A 20551-nucleotide genomic window follows, 5' to 3' on the forward strand; every position below is an offset into this window, starting at 1 on the left:
CCTAATTCATTTCTTATCAGAAACTTAATTGGAAGCGTTGTGACAGGTAAAGAAAAAAAGAAACAGGACGATGTATTTATGATCGCCATTACGGAGCATATAGTCATTTAGTTTGACCATCGCGGCAGAAAGATGTTCTTTAACGGTATTGCGGGAAATATTGAGTTCGCTGGCTACTTCATCATAGGTTTTACCTTCCAGTTTACAACGGGTCACAATGGTCCTCTTTTTGGGAGATAGCTGCGCAATAGCCTGTTCGAGCAGGCTGTACTGTTCTTCGTCCATATTTTTCCGGTCGATCATCAGGTGATCTTCCGGCTCCAGGTCCAGCAGATTTTTATGCAGCGCCTGCTCTTTCAGTTTACGGCGCACCCAGCTGACAGACAGGTTAAAGCTGATAACAAACAACCAGCCGCCGACGGACTGCTCTGCCTGTATTTCGCGGCGTTTTTCCCACAATCTGGCAAACACTTCCTGTAAGATGTCTTCAGCAACGGCAACATCTTTCACAAATTTGAGAATATTGCGGTATACGGCCTGGTGATAATTCCCATATAGGCTGTCAAAAGCGCTCACGTCACTGTCGCGGAGCCGTAAAACCAATTCAGCATCTGTTGTGTTCATATCTTTTCTTTTATATAAATCATACCGTGGAATACAATTTATATGGCTAAAGAAAAAGCCAGGTTTCTCATACAATGGCCATTCATTCGACCGTATAAATTAGTAACAAATATTATTATTTAATAATTAAATTCGTATTAGTTATAATTATAAATTGTTATATACGTAGTTAGAATTAATAGCAAAAAACCATTGCGAAAATACGGCGTACCTTTGGGGTGTAACCATGCAAACTATCCGATATGACTACGCAGAAAACACCCATAGGACCCCTGCGTGAAGATGACATCCAACCGGATGATGTCATCAATCATCAGCAGGAACCGGTACCTCAGCGAGGTAACCAGGACGAGCAATCACGCAGCGAAGACACTTCCGAAGATATCCTGAATGAGGAAGAGGATGATCTCGAAATCGACGAATTAATGGAGGAAGAAGATAGAAGGGACGCCGCAGCAGAGGAGGCGGAAAAAGACAGGGAACAGGAAGAGGAGAACGAGATCACTGACGAAGTAAGTCATCTACGAATTTACTGATACGGATTTTGGCGTTTATTTAATCGTTTCAACAATATCAGATAATTGAATGACTATCTAAATTCCAAAATCCGTAATCAACAAATCCTTACATTTTTATTTTCTTAAAAGCGCCGTGGCACACCATAACACGGGCGCCTGACCATGCATGTCACCAGTAATACGGCCGCGGTCGAGATAATATTGGCGGTCATTCTTTTTATTGGTGCCTTCACACACTTCCCGCACATCGGCGTTGTCATCGATGTACTTCACCAGCGCCAGCCATGCCTTGCGCGCCGCAGCGCCATAGGTGGCCGCATCCAGCCAGCCGTTTTTCACACCGGTGATCATGGCAAAGGTAAACATACCCGTGGCAGACGTTTCCGGCCATGCTTCCGGATCATCGATCAACTGGCGCCACATACCGTCCGGCGCCTGGTATTTCAGCAGGGAGGCCATCATGGTTTTATATCCTTTCATGATACGCTCGCGGTCAGGATTGTCTTTAGGCAGGGAACGCAGCAGTTCACTCATGCCGGCAGCCATCCAGCCGTCACCGCGGCCCCAGAAGTAGGGCACGTCCGGCGCATGGTAAAAGAGGCCATTGGGCTGCTGCAGGGAATCCAGATAAACCACCATCTCACGCGCAGCACGGTTGATATATTCCTTATCGCCGGTGGCGCGGTAAGCCTGCGACTGCACAGCGGTGATCATGAACATATCGTCAATCCACATACGCGTTTGCCAGGTAAGGCCACGGTCTTTATACCCCTGTGATTCGGGCTTTACATGCGGACCTTCCGGTGTGCCCCACTGTTTGTCCGCAATGGCTTTGCCCATATCGAGGTAACGTTTGTCTTTTGTCTGTATATACAGCTCCAGCGGCACTGAGCCAAAAACGGTATGGTCCACATGGTCGGCCTTAGGCACCAGCGCAGCCTCTGTGGTGAAAAAAGGTTCAAAACGCTGCACCAGACTGCCGGTCAGCGCCTTATCACCGCTTGCCCGTGCAAACGTTAGCGCACCATACCATGCGCAAACTTCAGGATAGGTGATTTGTTTCGGAGACGTAGCCCTTCCGAAATTGGGATGCGGCGTAGCTACAAAACGTTCGGCCACCCGCTTGCCAATCTCCTTTGGTGTGCTGCCTTTCGGAAAATGCGTCAGGTCCGCATCTGCAGATTTCTTTTGTGCTGTGGCCATTTCTGTGTTGATCACCAGTAGTGTCAACAGGCCTGCCATCATTGTTTTCATATGTGGATTGTTTTTCTTTTCAGTGGTTTCTAACGGGAAAATCTATACGACGAATGACGCCCGTGGTTTCCGTCAGCATGGTTCTCCAAAATACATCATCGGGATGAAAAATGCTATTGTTGTTTTAAGCCCCGGGGCTAAAGCCCTGGGACAAGCGTCATTGCACCGCTTGCGTTTCATAAGCAGTATAAAACGTATCGATCGCTATTTTCACCGGCTTATAGGCCGTTCTGAATTTGAAGGATGTGCCTGCTTTGTAGCCGGGCAGTTTCAGTGATGCCCGGAATTCCAGCGGATCGCGGGGACCGGCAGGCAGGCTGTCGGCCACCTGCACAATTTTGGTTTCCACGCCGGCGGTATTGGTGTATAACACTTCCACGCTCTGTACCTGGTTATTTACGCCAAACCACCAGATGGTCGTCTCCATTTTGGTGGCGTCGTATTTGGCGATGCGCACCGGCCGGTTGGACAGCGTGGCCAGATAGGCGTCACCGTAAGCGTTGCCGATCACCTCTTCTTTTACGGAAGAATGGCCGGCATTGTCATAGGTATACACCTGGAAGGTATAGATATTCTCCGGCAGCTTGTCCAGCAGCAGCCGGATGGTATCGGTGCCGCCTGTACGTTTTATGGCCACCTCAGTCGAATCACTGCGCTGGTTCCAGTATACGCGGCATTTGGTGATCTTCGGGTCTGATATCAGGTACCAGGACAACAACACCCTGTTCTTGCCCGGAAACACTTTCAGGGAATCCACTTTACCGGTATAAATGATCTCTCCTCCGTTCAGAAAATTTTTGTAGGTGTCGTCCATTTTGCTGCAGGCTGCCAGCAGCACCAACATAGCTCCTAACAGCCATCTGCCTTTGTTATGTTTCATGATAACTGTTTTGATTATTTTTTGATTTGTCCCCAGATGGATATCTCACTGATATGAAGATGCCCTATGATACCGTCCACGGCGGCCCAGCTGTCGATGTGTTTCCAGGCGATATAGCGTACCGCCGGCGAACCGATCGGCAGCTCATACTCCTGCCCTGCCGCAGCGGCGTCAATATCTTCGTTGGAGTTCTGCCCCAGCGGCAGCCCGGAAGGCTTCTCCATAATCTGGTGGTCCAGTTTCACCCAGCTGTTCACGTCTGTGGGGGTATTGGTGCCCCAAAGCTCCCATTCATGCGGATTACCATGGTTGTAGATATAACCGGCCTGCCGCTGCCAGATCTTATAACGGCTGATCACCGCTTTCACGCCAAGGTCAATCGGCACCCAGATAGGCACATCCTTGTTCTCCGTGGTATGGTACCCTTCGTTGCCGATGATACCGTTCCACATGTTTTCAATAGGCCAGGACGACAGGTTGCCCGGCTCCACGATCTGTACGCCAGGCGTCTTGGGCAACGGCGCTACCTGTGGTATCGGGTACTTTTTCTTCATGGCGCTGGCGAACTTCGATTTGTCCAGCTCTTCTTCGTATATGGGTGTCAGTTCGAACCGGAGGGTATCGCTTTTGTTGTCCCAGCGGTCCTTGATATAGATACCGAACTGTTGTTTCACCGGCTGCAGCCCGCGTACCGTGAATTTCCCGGAATCCAGGCCGTAGTAGAAGTTGTTCACGTTACGCCATTCTTTGGCGGCAGGGTCATACAGCAGGGTAACGATGACGATCTTTCCCTTGTCCTCATTGCTGAACTTCACCTGCAGGCCACCGAAGGCTTCTGCCACATCCAGTGATTTGTATACTTTCCAGATGGCCGGCGGCAAAGGTTTCACCTTTATCTGCACTGGGGTGGAAGCTACTTCCGCACGGCTGACCGTATACAGGGTAACAGTATGTTCAGCGGTATCCCCAAAGCCTTCCACGCGTACCGATCTTTTGAAATAAGAAGACTTCGCTTCCTTTTTTACGCCATTGATTTCAAATTCTGCCCGTACATAAGACAGGTTCTGGTCGTCGGGAAGGGAATAGGATATCTCCGCTGCGCCCGCCATACCTATGGCGCTGGGGTTCATGACCGGATTGGGCTGTGCTTTATCATCGGAGATGGGTCCCAGGTGATCTTGTTTGCAGGCGCTACATACGGCCAGCAGACATAGGAGGATATGAAAATATTTCATTTCAGTAAGTTTTAGCATCATGAAAAAGATTACCAGCCCGGGTTTTGCACCAGGTTTTTGTTGATGATCATCTCCCCGTTTTCTATCGGCCAGAGGTAGTCACGCATGCCGAAGCGCTGGTTGAACAACAGCACTTCTTTATAGTAGGAAGGCGCTGCGTTCTGAGTGATGTCCCATCCTTTGATCGGGTTATTGAGCGCGATGTGGGCAGTCCTCCATCTTCTCAGGTCCCAAAACCGCTGACCTTCAAAACACAATTCGATGCCTCTCTCCTGCTGGATGATCTCCCGCATGCCTTCTTTGGTGGTGTATTTCGTAGGGTTCTTAGAGAAGTTGGTCCATGCTTCTTCCACTGATTTAAGGCCTGCACGCGCCCTTACCTGGTTGATCCACTGGGTGGTGCCGCCTCCGGGGCCATTCACTTCATTCAATGCTTCGGAGTACAGCAGGTACAGGTCTGCCAACCGCATTTCAGGCCATGGATAGGCGACCAGTCCGCTGGCTATGTTGCCATCGGTGGCGGCGCTGCTTTCTATGTTCACGGTTTTCTTCACCCAGTAGCCGGTCACGGAATAGTTGCTGATACCTCTCCTGGAAGCTATTTCCGTGGCGCGGCCTTTCACGAAATACAGGGCGCTGTCTTTGTTGTAGTTTAATATCCAGTTGCCAAACCACACTGCCCGGTCAAAAGCCACGTCGGCGTAGAACCGTGGCTCACGGTCATAATGCAGCTCTACTGTCTGCTCTCCTGTTTTGATATAGTATTTATCCGGAGCGGCTGCGGTGCGCAACGTATAACGTTTGATGTAGTCCCAGGTTTTGTCTTCGGTAATAGGCACGCCGTTTTTGGAATAGAACATCTCGATCATCTTCAGCGTGGGCGCAATGATGCCTTTAGGCCCGGAAGTGCTGGCGCCGTTGGCGATCAGCGGCATAGACCAGCGTTGGATGTCTCCTGCGGTGCTGTTGGTATTGGGCCAGATCACTTCCGTGTTGTTCTGTTTATCGGTCATGGCCGCACGAATATCCAGCTGGGTCTGCAAGGTGTCGTTGATCTTGTAGCCAAAGTTGCCCGGGAAGTGGTACAGCGTATACCCGTTAGCGTGGCAAAGCTCAATCGCTTCTTTGCAGGCTTGTGCGGCGCGGTTCCATTTTTCTGCGTTATAACCGGCAGAGAACAGCTGTACGCCGCGGTTGTCTACCATGCGGCTGTAATCGGGGTTACCGTTGAAAAACGGGCTGGCAGCGGTCACCAGCACTTTGGCTTTCAGCGCCAGCACGATGCATTTGGTGATCCTCCCCAGCTCAGTGTTCTCTGTGCCTTCCAGTTTGGCGGGCAGGAACTCGTTGCCGGCAGCTTCGTCCAACAGCTGCACGATGTAGTTGATACAGGTATCTACCGGTTGACGGTATACCTGTACCTCTTCCGAACCCGCAGAAACAGGCAGGTTTTCTTTAATCAGCGGAATAGGGCCATAGCAGCGGAGCAGGAAGAAATGATAGTATGCTTTCAGGAATTTCACTTCCGCGATCCATCTCTCGCGCTCGTACTGACGCAGTTCTCTCACTTTGTCAATATTGGCCAGGAACGTGTTACAGTCGCGGATGCCTATGAACAGGGAGGTGCCGCGTGCGGTGCCGCTCCAGTAGTTGGCCAGCGGGCTGGTCATGCTTTGCAGGCCTTTGGCGATATTGAAATTGGTGGGGTCCACATCACGGATGGGATCATCGTACCATACTTCATCGGCGCCGTTGAAGGCCACGTTATCATTAAAATGCCCGTTCTTAGGCATATAGGAAAAGCAGGTGAACAGGTACTTTTCTGCGGAAGAGCGCAGAGTAAAAGCGTTGTCGATCGTAGGCACGTTGTCCGGCACCACATCGAGGTACTTGCTGCAGGAGCAGAAAGCGCCTATCCATATGAGTGCGATCAATATTTTATATCTCATGATTGAATTTTTATAAGTTATCAGAAGCCGACCATCAACCCGAAATTGACTACCCGCTGAATCGGGTAACCGAGGCCTTTACCACCCATTTCGATATCCCACAGTTTGAATTTGGAGAAGGTGACCAGGTTGGTAGCGTTGGCGTATATACGCAGATTAGACATGTGAATACGCTGGATAAGACGCTGCGGTACGGTGTAGCCCAGCTCCACCTGTTTGAGGCGCAGGAAGGCGCCGTTACGCATGAACCAGGTGCTGCTCTGGGTACTGTTGGTATTGAGCACAGGGCTGAGGCGGGGCCAGAGCGCGTACAGGTCACGGTTCTCTTCTGACCAGTGGCTGTCTGCATAAGCCTTCAGCAACTGTGTTTCGGAGGTCACTGCACTATTATCGTCCACATCAATAAAAGGTGAGGTGGCATTTACATCGATCCAGAAGGAAGAACGGGCGGAACCCTGGAAGAAAGCGGAGAAGTCCACGCCTTTGTATTTGGCGCTGAAGCCGAAGCCATAGATAATTTCCGGTGTGGTAGGGTAACCGATAGGCACCATATCGCTGGGCGTGATCTGGCCGTCGCCGTTCACGTCACGGAATTTGATATCGCCGCCCATGGTTTTGAAGTTGCCAAAAGCCTGCTGGGGCGAGCTTCTTACTTCCTCATCATCGATAAAGAGACGCTCCGCGATATATCCCCAGCGTTGAGAGATCGGGTAACCGACGTGGTAGCGGTACCATTCATCGTAGCGTGGCTCTTCATAGGCCTGGAATTTATTGCGCGCGAAGGTGAAGTTGCCGCGCATGGTCAGGAAAAACTCTTTGCCGATGTTGGTATTGAAATCTGCCGTAAAGTCAAAAGCATTGGACTGTGCTTTGCCCACATTGGCTTTAGGCGTGGCCTGCAGACCCATGGTCTTGGGCGTGGAAGCGCGGTCCATCAGGATATTGTAGCGTTGTTCGGTAAAATATTCCGCGATGATGTCCAGCTTATTAAAGAGGCTTATCTCCAGTCCGAAAGTGGAATTCCTGGCGGTTTCCCATGTGATGGCCTGGTTATCGTAACGGCCGATGGAGATACCGGAACGGTTGTAGCCGCCATTCACGCCGAAAGTAGCGCCTTTCTTGCTATCGTTCATGTTCACATTGGAGAGGTAGAAGAAGCGGTCATCTTCGTTACCAATGGCGTCGTTGCCTACGAGGCCGTAGTTGGCCCTGATCTTCAGCTTATTGACCACCCTCTCCAGCGGTTTAAAGAATTTTTCGTTGGAAACGAACCAGGCCGCCCCTGCGGAGGGAAAGAAGCCGTAGCGTTCTGTTTTATAGAAACGTTCGGAACCGTTGTAACCGAAATTGAATTCACCGAAGAAACGATTATCGTAGGAATAGGTGGCACGGCCGGACAAGCCCAGGTTGCGGGAAGGCAGCGATTTCTGTAAAAGGTTCACAGAAGGATTGGAAATATCATCGATCGTCTGGAGGTTATTGCGTGCAATGAAGATGAGCATACCGGCCAGTCCGTGTTTATCGAAAGTACGGTTATAATCCACTGCGGACTCCAGGTAGAAGGTGGAAGCCACGGTCCTTTTACCGGGCACATAGTTCAGGTAATCCGTGCCCTGGTCCGGGTTGATATCCCGCAATACGTAGGTGTTGTTGAGCTTATCGTAGTTGTTGGCCGCATACCAGAAAGGGTTATACTGGCGCGACACGTCGAAGTAAGCCTGCCGGTTGGTGTTCATCATGGCGCGGACAGACAGGCCTTTGGTGATGAAAGAGGACAGGTCTTGTTTTACTTCAAACTGTGCCAGCATGAGGGAACGGGAGTATTGTTTATATCCTTTCACCATGTCGGCGTAAGGGTTCAGGTATTCGCCGTTGTTGAAGTTGCCGAAGAGCGGGTGGGAAACGAACTGGTGGGCATCGTCTGCGGGGTAATAAGCCGGGAATAGCACCTGGTTGGACCAGAGCATTTTCTGATAGAGTTTTTCGCCGCCGTCTATCGGGCCTTTATATTCATCGAAGGTGCCATGGAGGCGTACCATGGCGCTGGTAGACTTGGTGACGCGGATATTGACGTTGGAGCGCAGCGTATAGGTGGTAAGGTCGATGTTGTTGTTGAAGTTGTTACGGCCATCCACGTTGAGGATGCCGTTATCTTTCGTATAGCCGCCGGACACAAAGTAGGTGGCTATTTGTCCGCCGCCACCGAGGTTGAAGTTAGCGCGTTTGTTGACCGTTTGTTTTTTAAAGAGCATCTCTTTCCAGTTGGTAGTAGGAAATACATCTTTATTGGTGCCTGCTTTGGTGTTGTCTATTTTGCTCTGCGGATAAGTTACCGGTGCCAGCGGGTTGCGGGTGAGGACCGCTTCGTTGTTCAGCTCCATGTAGGTGATGGGGTCTGCCAGTTCCACGTCGCGGGTGGGTGCAGAGATGGAGTTTTCCAGGCGGAGGTTGAATCTGGCTTTGCCTTCCTTGCCTTCTTTTGTGGTGACGAGAATAACGCCGTTAGCGCCGCGGGCGCCGTATAGCGCGTTGGCCGTGGCGTCTTTCATGATGGAGAAGCTGGCGATATCGTCTGTGGTGAGGCGGGCCAGTTCTGTCACGTCATATTCGATGCCATCGATGAGGATGAGCGGGCTTTTTTTGTAGCCGAAGGTAGTGGCGCCGCGGATAAAGAATTCCGCGTTGTCCATGCCTGGCTCTCCGCTGCGCTGGTAGGCGATTACGCCGGCGAGGCGGCCTGCCAGTGCCGTGGTGAGATTGCTGGAAGGCACTTTCAGTTCCCCCGGATTGATGGTGGTGATAGAGCCGATGACAGATGCTTTTTTCTGTTTACCATAGGCTACAACTACCGTTTCGTTCAACTGGCTGGAGGAAGGTTTCAGTTGTACGTTGATGACGCCGCGGCTGGTAAGTGGTATTTCCTGTGGCGTATAGCCTACCATCGTATATACGATCACGGTAGTATTCTCCGGTACCGCGAGGATGTACCGGCCGTTCATGTCGGTGGTGGTACCGATGTTGGGACTGTTTTTTACGAGTACGGTGACGCCCGGCATGGGAGAGCCGGCGGTATCCGTTACCAGTCCACGCACTTCTTTTTTAAGGCTTTTTTCCGTGACGGTGCCGGTTGTTGTCTTCTGCTGTGCAGGTGTTTTTCCCGGCAGGATTACCAGCAACAACACCCCTATGCAACATAGGAGAAAGAGAAATCTGTTTTTCATGTGAAATTTATTTAGGCAGACCATTAGCCATGGGCATAGGTCTCTCAGGCAGGGCACTGCGATAGCTCCCGCTGGTAATTAAACTGCTTTGGTTGATGTCAGTGTTGTATTGTTTTTATTGTGGTACTGGTAAATTTTCGTACATGCGTACTGTTTTTATGGTTGATAAATAGTTAGCAGAAAAGAAAATTGCAATCGTTTGCATTAAAATATCCGGGAAAAGCACGACTACTGCTATCTTCCCGATCAGATTAGCAGCAGTTAACTATTTGAGATGCAATCGTTTGCATTAAAATAGTCAGAAAAACGTCTTTAGTCAGTCATCATTTGTCAGCAAAAAACTATGGGTACGTGGTCGTCTTCAGGATTTCATAACGCTCGTCAGTACAAGGATCAGCTTTAGTTCAGTTAGTGGAAATACAGTTCTGTGTTGATTTTACAGCACACTTCGGGAGTCACGGTTGTCTGCTTTCTGTTCGCTCAAGGTCATTAAATTTCGGTTGAATCTTATAACAAATATGGAGAAAAATAGTATAGGTTGTTCATTTGATTTTAACAAAGACGCATACTTTTTTCGCTGCGAGGGTAAAACGTACGCTTAATAAAAAAGAACGGCGCCTTCTTTAGTGAAGACACCGTTTGTTGTTTATATAATCTCTTTTAACGACGCAATGAAAAAGTCTATTTCATCTACGGTGTTATAGTAATGCGGTGAAGCCCTCACGGCCCATTTCACTCCTTTTTCGTCGAAGTCAAGCAGCCCAAAGGCACGGTAGCTGAGCACCACATTGATCTTTCTTTGTAACAGCTCCTGCACGATATGCACCGGGTCATTACCATCTACATGAAAAGTCACCAGTCCGCCTCTTTCCGGCCCGCGGTCCAATACCCTTACCTTATCAAGTGCCGCCAGCTTCTCCCTGGTGATGGCAGCCATCAGCCGTACCTGTTGCCAGATGCGTTCTTCCCCGATATGTAAACAATATTCAATCGCCGCCTTGGTGCCTATCACGGTGGAATAGGCAAATTCCCAGTCCTCGAAGCGTTTGGCATCGGGCTGTTGCTGATAGGTGTCTTTGCTGGTCCACTCTGCGCCCCTCATATCGATGAACATCGGTTCCAGGCCGGCCTGCAATGCCCTGTCGCTGATAAAGAGCGCCCCGGTGCCACGGGGGCCTCTCAGGAACTTACGGCAGGTCATGCTCAGAAAATCACATTGCAGCGCTTTCACATCCAGCTTCATTTGTCCGGCGCTCTGACAGGCATCCAGTATATACCAGGTTTTACCGGGATGTGTTTTTGAATACCCTTCGTAGATAGCGGCGATGTCTTCCACCGGCTGTACCAGCCCGGAGTTGGTGGGAATATGTGTAATGGCCAGTAGCCGTGGTTTGTAATGATGCAGCTTTTCCTGCAGATCGTCCAGGTCTACCCCGCCGATGGCGGCGTTGTTAATATGCACAATCCTGACGCCTATTCTTTTCTGCAAGGAAAGGAACTGGATCTGGTTGGACACGAAGTCATCGCGGTCTGTCAGTATCACATCACCTTTTTCAAAAGGCACGGCCGACAAGGCCCTGGTATAAGCATCCGTTGCACTGGCTGTAAACGCGATATTGGACGGCCGGCAGTTCAGCAGCAACGCACATTGCTGGTAAAAGCCTTTTATTACCTCTGCCTGTAAAGCAGAAGCCTCATAGCCTCCGATGCGGGATTCCAGTGTGAGATGGTCCAGTTGTGCCTGTGTCACCACATCGGGCATCAGGCCTGATCCCGCGTTATTGAGATGTACTACCTGCCCGGTGCCGGTAGTCTCGTCTCTGAACCGGCGTATTTCTGCTGTTGAAAATACGGTATCTGCCGGGGTATGTATGGTCATGTCATTAGTGTTTTTCTCTATGCAAAAATACCAGCGCCACTCCGACTAATTTCTGCATTATCTGCATATAACCGGCATATTTTGCCTATTTTCCTGCTATAAACGGGTAAATTATGTTTCAACTGGATGATTATGATAAAGCATTGCTCCGGCTGTTGCAACAAAACAACCGGCTGACCACAGAGCAGCTGGCGGAGGAAGTCAACCTCAGCCAGAGCGCCGTACAGCGGCGGCTGACCAGGCTGCGGAACGAAAAAGTCATTGAAGCGGATGTGGCCATCGTTTCCCCCCTGGCGGCGGGCGTGGGCATTACCTGTGTAGTGGACGTAGTGTTACATGAAGGCAGCTCTAAGTCAATAGATAAATTCAAAGCCGCCATGAAAAACTGCGCCGAGGTGGCGCAGTGCTATTATGTTACGGGTACATATGATTTTGTGCTCATCGTGCATACGCGGGATATGGCGCATTTTGAGGCGTTCTCCAAAAAACATCTCATGGACAACCAAAACCTCAAACATTTTTATACTCACGTGGTGATGGACAAAGTGAAGGTGAGCTATAACGTTCCCCTTTAGCTTACAGCTTTGTCTTGCCGCGTCTTCCGGCAGCCATGCCCTGCTTGGCCCACTTACGCATCTCCTTCTCGTCCGTATAGGCCGATTCCGGTGCGCTGCGATAAGGTTCGTACGTAGGCGTTCCGTCTTTCTTAGCGCCGCGCAGCCACTCGCTGCCGGCAGCGTCCCATACGAGGTCGCTTTCATCATCCGTCCGGAACCAAAGCCGCTCTCCCGCCACATAAGCGAAGAGAACACCTTCCAGATAAATAGCCTGTCCCTGCATAATTGGCCGCGTACTGATAGGACCAATAGGCTGCATACATTTTCTCACCCAGGAGATCAGTTGTTCTTCGTTCATGGCGCGAAGGTAAGAAAAGTTCGGAGGATGGTCAGGTAAGCCTCATCCATGCTTTTCTTTATTTGCTTTCAGCCACCCGGAGAAAATTAAAGTGTATGCAGCCAGCGACCTCCTCTAATATACATCAAAACATAAAGGCCCGCCTTAAAGAGGCGGGCCTTTATGTTTTGATGTATATTCCTACTTATTATACTTCACCGACACATGCGACAACCTGCACGTCGCCGTAGCCGCTATCGTCCCACCGGTCGCAGCATTCGTAGTACCGGCATTTTTGTTCGTCACCCGCAGCCGGATATACAACTTATCCTGTCCGGACGCCGCCTGTGGCAATTGGAAATTCAGCACCTTCTGCCCCGCCACCTGCGTCAGCAAAGTGTTAGACCAGTTGGCCACGTCCTGGAAGGTGAAGTTGCCCAGGCTGTTCCAGGCGGTATTGTCCACCGACCATTCGGTCACAAAGTTACGCGGGCCGCCAATATCGCTGTTACCTTCCACCTGTAACGATACCGGGGAACTAATTCCCGCAGTAGACACCTCGATGATCCAGGATTCACCGGTATTGGTAGCAGTGTTCCACCAACCCTTGCAACCCCAGCCTCCATTGCTGACAGCGCCTTTGTTAGTGGTAGGCTCCTGCAGCAGACCGTTGTAATCTGTCGTAGGGGTGATACCGTTAGTAGTGAAATCGAGGTATTTTTTGCCGCTCTGATAGATACGGCCGTTGCCCACATCCGGGGTCAACGGGTTCTGCAACTCATTAGGCGTAGCGGCATATTCTGTCTTAAACCGGATCCATTCCACGAGCACATTGGAGAAACCGTTGCTGCGGTCTTCGTTGAGCGCAATATCTTCCCGCTTCAGGTGGCGGATGGAGTACCGGCCGATATCTCCGCCGTAGCGGTCATACTCTTCGTGTACCAGTACACCGGTGATGAAGCCAGAGCCTTGCGGTACCCGTTTACCATCACGGCGGTACAGCACATCGAGGTTCGTCAGCATGTTCAGGCTGCTGCCTTGTATGTCACGGATATGGGTGGGGTAACAGTCCATACGCGCCGCGTAACCTTCGTTGATGTTCGTGAAAGCGCCGCTGGGTACGGAAATCTCCACATCTTTCAGCTTCACATAAGTGTAGAGATCATTGTCTGTTAAAGCGGAGATATATTTTTCTTTAGGTTGAAGCACGCCGGTGCCCACATCTTTTTTCATGATGTGTATTACATCAATACCCGAGATGATGGTCCGGGAAGGGTTTTGTAATTGCTGTACCGTCGCGCCCTTCAACCATATCTTCACCCGGTCGTTGAAGTTGAAGATATTATCGCCGGGCGTTTTAGTCTTGAAGTAAAGACCGTTGCTGCCGTCCGGGCTTTGCACGTAAACGGCTATACTGTTTTCGGTTTTATCAAGACTGTGTTTATCGGTAGATTTATTAAGGTTCTGCGCGATATTAGGATGCCCTTTATCGCTGATCACCACGCCTTCCACAAAAATATTTTCGTTGACCACGCCATTGGCCAGGGACTGTTTTACATAGGCGAAATCCTTCTGCACAGCGCCTTCGTAGCTCATGCCCGGCTGTTGCTTGATCAGCATGCTGTCTTTGGTGGTGGTGCCTAATGCATCGAGGTAACTGAGGCGGAGCATTACCGTCCGCGCCACAGGCAGTTGGTTTGTATCTACTTTAAAGAACAGATAACCGTCTTTTACCTGAAGACCGGACACCCAGTTGACAGCTCCCGTAGAGTCGTAACCGTAACTGATGGCCATCAGTTCCAGCGGTACATTGGTATTGATACCGGACTTGTAGGTGCCGCCGTTGGCGATGGCCTGTGCCGTTTCATCGGTGATGGACAGCGCCGGCGTAAGCCCCTTTTGCTGCAGCACGATGGTATCTGATTTACCACCTCCTTTTACTACCAGTTTGGCAGCGCGTGGCAGCTGGCCGCCGTTGTCGGTGACTTCCACCAGAGCGTCGCTTTTGCCATGCCCGCTGGTGGTTTGTAGTTGCAGCCACGGCGCTTCGTCTGTCAGTTCCAGTTTCCAGTCGCCGTCAGCGTACACAATAAAGCGGGTAGTGTCGGCAGCAGCGCCCAACCGGATAATGCGGGCGTCGATCGCCAGCGGCGTGCTGAAACGATAGTCTTCGCTTTTACGGCAGGCTGCAACGGCCAGCAGGAAAGCTGCTGCCAGAAGTGTATAACAATTGAATAAATATCTTTTCATGACAACATTTATTTTTTCAGCTCCATGTACACCGGTTTGTGGTCGGAGTACTTTGCAGTGAAATCATCATAGATAAAGTGACAGGTCTTTAGTTTCTTCGCCAGGTCCTTACTGAGATAGATGTAATCGATACGGGACGTACTGCGGATGATATCCTTGCCTCCAGTGGCACGTTCCAGCCGGTCCTGTTCAAACAGTGCGTCTATAAACCCGGCGTCCAGCATACGTTGTTGTACTTCAAAATCGATACTGCCGTTGTCCAGGTTTTCGATATTGGGATTTTTTCTCACTGCGTTGAGATGCGCCAGCTTGATCCGGTTGGTGTCCAGCCGGGCCATGTCCTGTGCGGTGTTGGAATTAAAATCCCCCATGAGTATCCAGCCACGCTTTTCTTTCGTTTGTTCCACATTGGCGAGGATATTGGCGATCTCTTCGCGGCGCTTGCGGAACTTATGCGGATTAAGGTGCAATACCACGATATTATAGTCCAGCACATTCGCCATGATAAAGCCATGGGTCATGTTTTCGTTCACTTTGCGGATATTGGTGATCGGGTACCGCGAAGTAAGACCGGTAGGATAACCATTTTCCTTTACGATCACGGCATAAGGATGCCCCCAGGTAGCGGCCAGTTCCTCGAGTGTTTTTTGGGTGAACTTATTGCATTCCTGCAGCGCAACGATATCCGGGTTGAATTGTTTCACCCATTGTACAAACACTTCTTTTCCTTTGGTGGTGTCAGTGACCATGCCTTCCAGGATATTATAGCTCAATACACGAAAAGGCGCCTGGGCCTGCGCGCCGGCTATATACAGGCATAAAAACAGCGATACTAAAAAACGGTTCATGATAAATTATTTATAAGCTGGATTAGTTAGAATGCCACCGGAACGCAATACTTCCTTGTCCGGTATCGGATAATATTCGTGATAAGGTCGCAGGTTGTTTTTGATGACTTCATACTCTGCGCCGGCTGTTTCGCTGACTGCTTTATAAAAAACACCCCACCTTACCAGGTCCCATTTGCGGCCGTATTCGCCCATCAGTTCTCGGGCCCGTTCTTTTTTCACTTCCTCGAAAAACTCCGTTTTACCAGGATAAGCCGGCAGCTTCAGCGCATCATAGGCGCGGCCTTTTACTTCGTTCAGGCATTGCAGTGCGAGGCCGGCATCGCCGGTTTCGTTGGCTGCTTCGGCCAGCATCAGCAGGGCGTCGGCATAACGGAATACTTTCTGGTTATTGCCATCTGCGATGTTGTCCATGGCAGGGCACCAGAACTTAGGCCCCATCCAGGCTTTGCCGGTACCATTGTTCTGCATAGGACGCTTGAAATAAGCGCCGTTGTAGCTGTAGGCCAATATCATCTCCCTGCGCGGATCGGCGTAATCGTATAGCTTCATGAAATATTCAGTAGGTGTCACGGAGTTAAAAGGATTCGCCTTGGTGCCTAACTCGGGGATGTTCACGCCGTCGTAGGTGCTGGTACCGGAAGCCTTGGTGGGCGTAAAGAAGGCCGCCACGTTGGTGGTCTTTTTCAGTCCTGTGGCCGACCAGGTATATTGCACTTCAAAAATGGATTCCGGCGTGTTTTTATTGCGGAACCATGTATCCTGCAACGGGTATTGCGCCAGCTGTCCGTATACCTTCCGGATGGCTTCCATGGCATCCGCACATACCTGGTACTGTTTGTTCCACAAGGCCATCTTACCGATAAGCATATACGCCATAGCAGCAGATATCCGGTTCTGCGGCACTTCAGAAGTACGTGCCTGCGGCAGCTTCGGTGCATATTCCTGTAACTCTTTGATCAGTTTGTCCCTCGTTTCTGTGGCGCTCATTCGTCCCAGCTTCATTACCTCATCGAGGGCAATCAGACTGTTGACATTCTGCGTATAATAAGGCACATCATTGAAAGTGCTGGTAAGGATGTAATAGTACAGGGCCCGCAGCACCACTCCTTCAGCTTTCAGCGGCGGCTTCCTGTCCGCCGGGATCGTAGCCTTCTCAATACCATCAATAGCGGCGTTGCAATACATCACGCCGTTGTAACAGGCTGTCCAAACGTTATCTCCCATACCGGGGTTGGCGGGAGATATTTCAAACTTGGCATCCAGTTGCGAGGAATTGAGAAAAGCCAGGTCTGTAGAACCTTCCAGCGGAATGATCAAATCGGAGATATAGATGCTGTTGAGCGGCATATAACAACCGTTCAGCGCGGCGATACATTGATTTTCGTTTTTGAAAAAATCACCGGGGCTGACAAAACTGCTGGGCTCTTCTTCCAGCAACTTCTTACAACCGGTAAACCCTGTGGCTCCGGCCAGCAACAGCAAAGCAATGATATAATTCAGTTTTCTTTTCATACCCAATACTTTAAAATTTTAATTCAGCGCCGAAAGTGATCGTACGGCTGGACGGATAAGCGCCGTTGTCCATGCGGCGCATGGTAGAACCGCCGCTCTGTGTGGACACCTCCGGATCATAGCCGTTATAGTGTTTCCACAGTACCAGGTTGTTACCGCCCAGCGACAGGGAAATGGACTGCAGCCGCTTACGGGTGATCTTGCTCAGGTCAAAAGGATAGGCGACAGAGAAGTTTTTAAACCGCAGGAAAGTGGCGGAATGCACAAACCGGTCGTTGGGAATGTCGTCTTTTGAATCAGCCCGCGGATAGTCGGAATTGGGATTCCGCACAGGATGCCAGGCATTTACCATATAACGGTATTGGTTGCTCAGGTAAGTACCGGTGCCCATAAACAGTTCTGTGGGATTGTAAATCTGTCCGCCTACGCTGTAGTTGAAATAAAAAGAGATCATCAGCTTTTTAAATCTCACCGTGTTCTGAATACCGCCATAGAAGTCGGGGTCAGCATTTCCGAGATACACCATATCATTGTTATCGAGGACGCCATCATGGTTCTGATCGATGTAACGCTGACGGCCAGGTGAATAATAGCTTACTGCGGCCGATGCATATTTTTTATCTTTTTTGTCCTGGTCTATCTCTGCCTGGCTTTTCCATACACCGGCGTATTCCATGCCCCACAAGGCATTCAGCGGCTGTCCTTTCACATAGCCGTACATCATGTACTGTGCGCCATAGGGATTGTCATATACAGATACCCTGTCCAGGCCGCCGATATCTTCTACCAGCTGCTTGTTGCGCGCAATGGTGAAAGTGGTGGACCACGAGAAATTTTTCCGGCGGATGTTTTCCGTGTTCACCGTCAGTTCGATGCCTTTGTTGGAAGTCTTCCCGATATTGGCCAGCCTCGAACCAAAGCCGGTGTGCGTAGGCAGCTGGACGGTCAGCAGCAGATCGGAGGTATTGCTTTTATATACTTCCAGGGAGATGTCCACCCTTTTGTTGAGGAAAGATAAATCCAGCCCGGCGTTGTAGGATGTGGTCTTCTCCCACGTGAGGCCTTCGTTCTCAATACGTGCCGGATAGTACGCCACCGGCTGTGTACCGCCGAACAGATATCCGGATGATGTGGAGTTAAGACGGGAAAGCGACTGGTACCTGGAAATAGCATCGTTGCCGGATGTACCCGCACTAAGGCGAACAGACAGCTCGCTGATATCCCTGAAACGGCGCATAAACGGCTCGTTGGCGATATTCCATTTCACCGCGGCAGAAGGGAAATAAGCCCATTTGTGGTCTTGTGAAAAGTTGGAAGCGCCGTCTGCACGACCGGTAGCGGTCACATAATATTTGTTGCGGTAGTTGTAGTTGATACGCGCCAGGTGCGACATGCGGCCCAGGTTTTCCAGCGAGGAACCGATGTTGATCGTTTCTTTGGAAGGTAAGGCTCCCAGGTCGTTGGTGCCGATATCATCAATAAAATAACCATTTCCGCTGGCGGACATGTTATTAAATTTTTTCTTCTGAACAGTGAAGCCGTACATCGCATCAAAATTGTGTACACGTTTCCAGGTGTTTTTATAGGTAATGGTATTCTCGTTCAGGATATTGTTATCGAAGTAGCTGCGCTTATAGGCGTATGCACCAGTATTGGCATTGGCGCGGGACGGCATCGTGGACGGAATGAACTGGTTGTCATTCTTATTATAGTCGGTATACGATACGGTAGACCTGATCAGGATATTTTTTATCGGGGTGATTTCAATATATCCCATAGAGCTCAGGCTTTTTTCCAATGCATCGTTTTGTTTAAGCTCCACATTGGCCAACGGTGAATCGAACAGGGTACCGCTGTACCACTGGGTGTTCCAATCGTTGAAACTGCCGTCCGGCTTGTATGCCGGCATGGTAGGCGACAGAAAGATGGTGGACCTGTACCATAAAGTGCTCGTACCTACGTCGGCGTTATTGAGTTTGCGGGCGATCTGCGAATAGTTAAAACGTACGCCTGCTTTCACATAGCGGCTGATGGTCCTGTCGAGGTTAAGCCGCACCTGGTAACGTTTCAGGCCGCTGTTTTTAATGATGCCCTGGTTGTCGTTGTAATTGGCGGAGAAATAATACTGCGTGGCTTTGTCACCGCCGTTGGCCGATAAGGTATAGTTCTGGTAAGGCGCTACGCGGGTAATTTCTTTCGTCCAGTTAGTACCTTCTCCCAATGACAACGGATTGGGGTAGGGATATTCTTCCAGCGGCTTTGTAGGATTGGTAGCATTAGCGAAATAAAAACGGTCGTTTTGCAGTTGCGCGAACTCTGTGGCGTTCATCAGGTCCAGGTAGCGGGGCAATACAGAGCTGCCGAGATCGGAGCGGAAAGTGAAATTTGTTTTCCCTGCCCTGTTGGCGCCCGATTTGGTGGTGATGATGATGACGCCGTTGCTTCCGCGGGAACCGTAGATCGCGGTGGAAGACGCATCTTTCAGCACATTGATGGAAGCTATATCAGAAGGGTTCAGTTCATTAAGGCTGGTGATGCCGTCCATCAGTCCGTCTACGATGTAAAGCGGTTCGTTACTGGCGGTAATAGAACGGGTGCCGCGTATCCGAACGGAGGTGCCGGAGCCTGGTTCGCCGTCGGCAGAAACGATTTCCGCCCCGGCGATACGCCCCTGTAACATCTGGTCCACTCGCGTAACGGGGAGGCCTTCGATATCTGCGGGGCGCACCGTAGATACGGCACCGGTGAGGTCTTTTTTTGCGACGGCGCCATAGCCGATCACGACCACCTCGTTGATATCTTTTTTGGCTGGCGTAAGTTGTATGTTCAGCGGTAGTTGTTCATGGGCAAGTACCACTACTCTCCTTTCAAATCCGATGTAAGTGATAAGCAGCGATGCGTTTTTAGCGGCTGTTATGGTAAACTCTCCCTTCTCGTTGGTCTGCACGCCATGAGCACTCCCGGCAACAGCCACTGTAGCGCCGGGAAGGGGCTTCCCTTCGTTGTCCAGCACCTTCCCTTTTACCGGCGGGTCTTTGGCGGGCACGTTGCCTGGTGGTTCCGGTGCAGTTTCCGACGGAGTTTTGGTCTTTTCCTTGATGGTAATGGTTTTGGCGCTGATCTCGAAATCTATCGGCTGATCAGCCATGACAGCGTGCAGGAACTCCGTGATGTTCATATTTTTCACGGTGATGGTCACTGGTTTTGTTCTGCTCAACATGGCCGTGTTGTAAAAAACGACGTAGCCGGTTTGTTTTTCCAGTGCCTGAAAGATCTCTTTAAAAGAGAGGTTTTTACCTGAGAGGGTGATGGACTGGCCCAGGGTGCGCGCCTGTACCTGGAGGCACAGGATAGCAGACAATAGCAGCATACATGGCCACAGCGCACGGCTGCGGGCCTGCCGGCTATCGTTCTGCCGGGGCACAGGGCCTCGCGGAATAGTAGGTCTTGGTGTGTAAAGCTGTTTGGACATCATTATGGTGAT

Annotated in this window: 14 protein-coding genes; 2 read left to right on the forward strand and 12 right to left on the reverse strand. The window is 50.5% G+C overall.

Going from position 1 to position 20551, the window contains the following annotated elements:
• Window positions 1–24: 24 nt before the first annotated feature.
• Window positions 25–624 carry an RNA polymerase sigma factor gene (locus tag ACTJJS_RS21650; protein ID WP_168871907.1) on the reverse strand — a complete coding sequence of 200 codons (600 nt, stop codon included), beginning with the start codon at window positions 622–624 and terminating at the stop codon, window positions 25–27.
• Window positions 625–866: 242 nt separating this feature from the next.
• Between ACTJJS_RS21650 and ACTJJS_RS21655 the strand changes: the two genes are divergently transcribed.
• Entirely contained in the window at window positions 867–1160 is a 294-nt protein-coding gene (locus tag ACTJJS_RS21655) for a hypothetical protein (protein WP_168871906.1), read from the forward strand.
• Window positions 1161–1256: 96 nt separating this feature from the next.
• On the opposite strand, the gene ACTJJS_RS21660 is transcribed toward ACTJJS_RS21655, so the two are convergent.
• The 6 genes from ACTJJS_RS21660 to ACTJJS_RS21685 all read right to left on the reverse strand — a co-directional run bounded on the left by ACTJJS_RS21660 (window position 1257) and on the right by ACTJJS_RS21685 (window position 11560).
• Complete coding sequence (locus tag ACTJJS_RS21660) at window positions 1257–2396, reverse strand: glycoside hydrolase family 88/105 protein (RefSeq protein WP_440665215.1); 1140 nt, start codon at window positions 2394–2396, stop codon at window positions 1257–1259.
• Between the two features lie 157 nt (window positions 2397–2553).
• Window positions 2554–3276: a DUF4998 domain-containing protein gene (locus ACTJJS_RS21665; RefSeq protein WP_440665216.1), complete on the reverse strand. Its 723-nt coding sequence runs from the start codon at window positions 3274–3276 to the stop codon at window positions 2554–2556.
• A 14-nt stretch (window positions 3277–3290) separates the two neighbouring features.
• Window positions 3291–4511 (reverse strand): DUF5000 domain-containing lipoprotein, encoded by a 1221-nt coding sequence (locus ACTJJS_RS21670; protein WP_440665217.1) that lies wholly within the window; start codon window positions 4509–4511, stop codon window positions 3291–3293.
• Between the two features lie 29 nt (window positions 4512–4540).
• Complete coding sequence (locus tag ACTJJS_RS21675; protein ID WP_440665219.1) at window positions 4541–6460, reverse strand: RagB/SusD family nutrient uptake outer membrane protein; 1920 nt, start codon at window positions 6458–6460, stop codon at window positions 4541–4543.
• Window positions 6461–6480: 20 nt separating this feature from the next.
• On the reverse strand, window positions 6481–9681 hold the full coding sequence (locus tag ACTJJS_RS21680; protein WP_440665221.1) for a SusC/RagA family TonB-linked outer membrane protein: 3201 nt from the start codon (window positions 9679–9681) through the stop codon (window positions 6481–6483).
• Between the two features lie 646 nt (window positions 9682–10327).
• Window positions 10328–11560, reverse strand: coding sequence for an aminotransferase class V-fold PLP-dependent enzyme (locus ACTJJS_RS21685; protein ID WP_440665222.1), 1233 nt, complete (start codon window positions 11558–11560; stop codon window positions 10328–10330).
• A 113-nt stretch (window positions 11561–11673) separates the two neighbouring features.
• Between ACTJJS_RS21685 and ACTJJS_RS21690 the strand changes: the two genes are divergently transcribed.
• Complete coding sequence (locus ACTJJS_RS21690; RefSeq protein ID WP_440665223.1) at window positions 11674–12135, forward strand: Lrp/AsnC family transcriptional regulator; 462 nt, start codon at window positions 11674–11676, stop codon at window positions 12133–12135.
• A 1-nt stretch (window position 12136) separates the two neighbouring features.
• On the opposite strand, the gene ACTJJS_RS21695 is transcribed toward ACTJJS_RS21690, so the two are convergent.
• The 5 genes from ACTJJS_RS21695 to ACTJJS_RS21715 form a co-directional block, all read right to left on the reverse strand.
• The gene (locus ACTJJS_RS21695) at window positions 12137–12475 is read right to left on the reverse strand and encodes a TfoX/Sxy family protein (protein ID WP_168871898.1); all 339 of its coding nucleotides are present in this window, start codon (window positions 12473–12475) and stop codon (window positions 12137–12139) included.
• Window positions 12476–12655: 180 nt separating this feature from the next.
• Window positions 12656–14704 carry a DUF5689 domain-containing protein gene (locus tag ACTJJS_RS21700; protein WP_440665224.1) on the reverse strand — a complete coding sequence of 683 codons (2049 nt, stop codon included), beginning with the start codon at window positions 14702–14704 and terminating at the stop codon, window positions 12656–12658.
• Between the two features lie 8 nt (window positions 14705–14712).
• Complete coding sequence (locus ACTJJS_RS21705) at window positions 14713–15552, reverse strand: endonuclease/exonuclease/phosphatase family protein (RefSeq protein ID WP_440665226.1); 840 nt, start codon at window positions 15550–15552, stop codon at window positions 14713–14715.
• A gap of 6 nt (window positions 15553–15558) precedes the next feature.
• On the reverse strand, window positions 15559–17067 hold the full coding sequence (locus ACTJJS_RS21710; protein WP_440665227.1) for a RagB/SusD family nutrient uptake outer membrane protein: 1509 nt from the start codon (window positions 17065–17067) through the stop codon (window positions 15559–15561).
• A 10-nt stretch (window positions 17068–17077) separates the two neighbouring features.
• Window positions 17078–20542, reverse strand: coding sequence for a SusC/RagA family TonB-linked outer membrane protein (locus ACTJJS_RS21715; protein WP_440665229.1), 3465 nt, complete (start codon window positions 20540–20542; stop codon window positions 17078–17080).
• Window positions 20543–20551: the final 9 nt, after the last annotated feature.

It is taken from the genome of Chitinophaga sp. 22308, assembly GCF_052045305.1.
GTDB classification, from domain to species: domain Bacteria; phylum Bacteroidota; class Bacteroidia; order Chitinophagales; family Chitinophagaceae; genus Chitinophaga; species Chitinophaga varians_A.

Bases quoted from the DNA above. Each gene is read 5' to 3' on its own strand.
- ACTJJS_RS21675 (WP_440665219.1), bottom strand. From the start codon at position 6,460: ATGAGATATAAAATATTGATCGCACTCATATGGATAGGCGCTTTCTGC.
- ACTJJS_RS21665 (WP_440665216.1), bottom strand. From the start codon at position 3,276: ATGAAACATAACAAAGGCAGATGGCTGTTAGGAGCTATGTTGGTGCTG.
- ACTJJS_RS21700 (WP_440665224.1), bottom strand. From the start codon at position 14,704: ATGAAAAGATATTTATTCAATTGTTATACACTTCTGGCAGCAGCTTTC.
- ACTJJS_RS21655 (WP_168871906.1), top strand. From the start codon at position 867: ATGACTACGCAGAAAACACCCATAGGACCCCTGCGTGAAGATGACATC.
- ACTJJS_RS21715 (WP_440665229.1), bottom strand. From the start codon at position 20,542: ATGATGTCCAAACAGCTTTACACACCAAGACCTACTATTCCGCGAGGC.
- ACTJJS_RS21695 (WP_168871898.1), bottom strand. From the start codon at position 12,475: ATGAACGAAGAACAACTGATCTCCTGGGTGAGAAAATGTATGCAGCCT.
- ACTJJS_RS21690 (WP_440665223.1), top strand. From the start codon at position 11,674: ATGTTTCAACTGGATGATTATGATAAAGCATTGCTCCGGCTGTTGCAA.
- ACTJJS_RS21705 (WP_440665226.1), bottom strand. From the start codon at position 15,552: ATGAACCGTTTTTTAGTATCGCTGTTTTTATGCCTGTATATAGCCGGC.
- ACTJJS_RS21660 (WP_440665215.1), bottom strand. From the start codon at position 2,396: ATGAAAACAATGATGGCAGGCCTGTTGACACTACTGGTGATCAACACA.
- ACTJJS_RS21710 (WP_440665227.1), bottom strand. From the start codon at position 17,067: ATGAAAAGAAAACTGAATTATATCATTGCTTTGCTGTTGCTGGCCGGA.
- ACTJJS_RS21650 (WP_168871907.1), bottom strand. From the start codon at position 624: ATGAACACAACAGATGCTGAATTGGTTTTACGGCTCCGCGACAGTGAC.
- ACTJJS_RS21685 (WP_440665222.1), bottom strand. From the start codon at position 11,560: ATGACCATACATACCCCGGCAGATACCGTATTTTCAACAGCAGAAATA.
- ACTJJS_RS21670 (WP_440665217.1), bottom strand. From the start codon at position 4,511: ATGAAATATTTTCATATCCTCCTATGTCTGCTGGCCGTATGTAGCGCC.
- ACTJJS_RS21680 (WP_440665221.1), bottom strand. From the start codon at position 9,681: ATGAAAAACAGATTTCTCTTTCTCCTATGTTGCATAGGGGTGTTGTTG.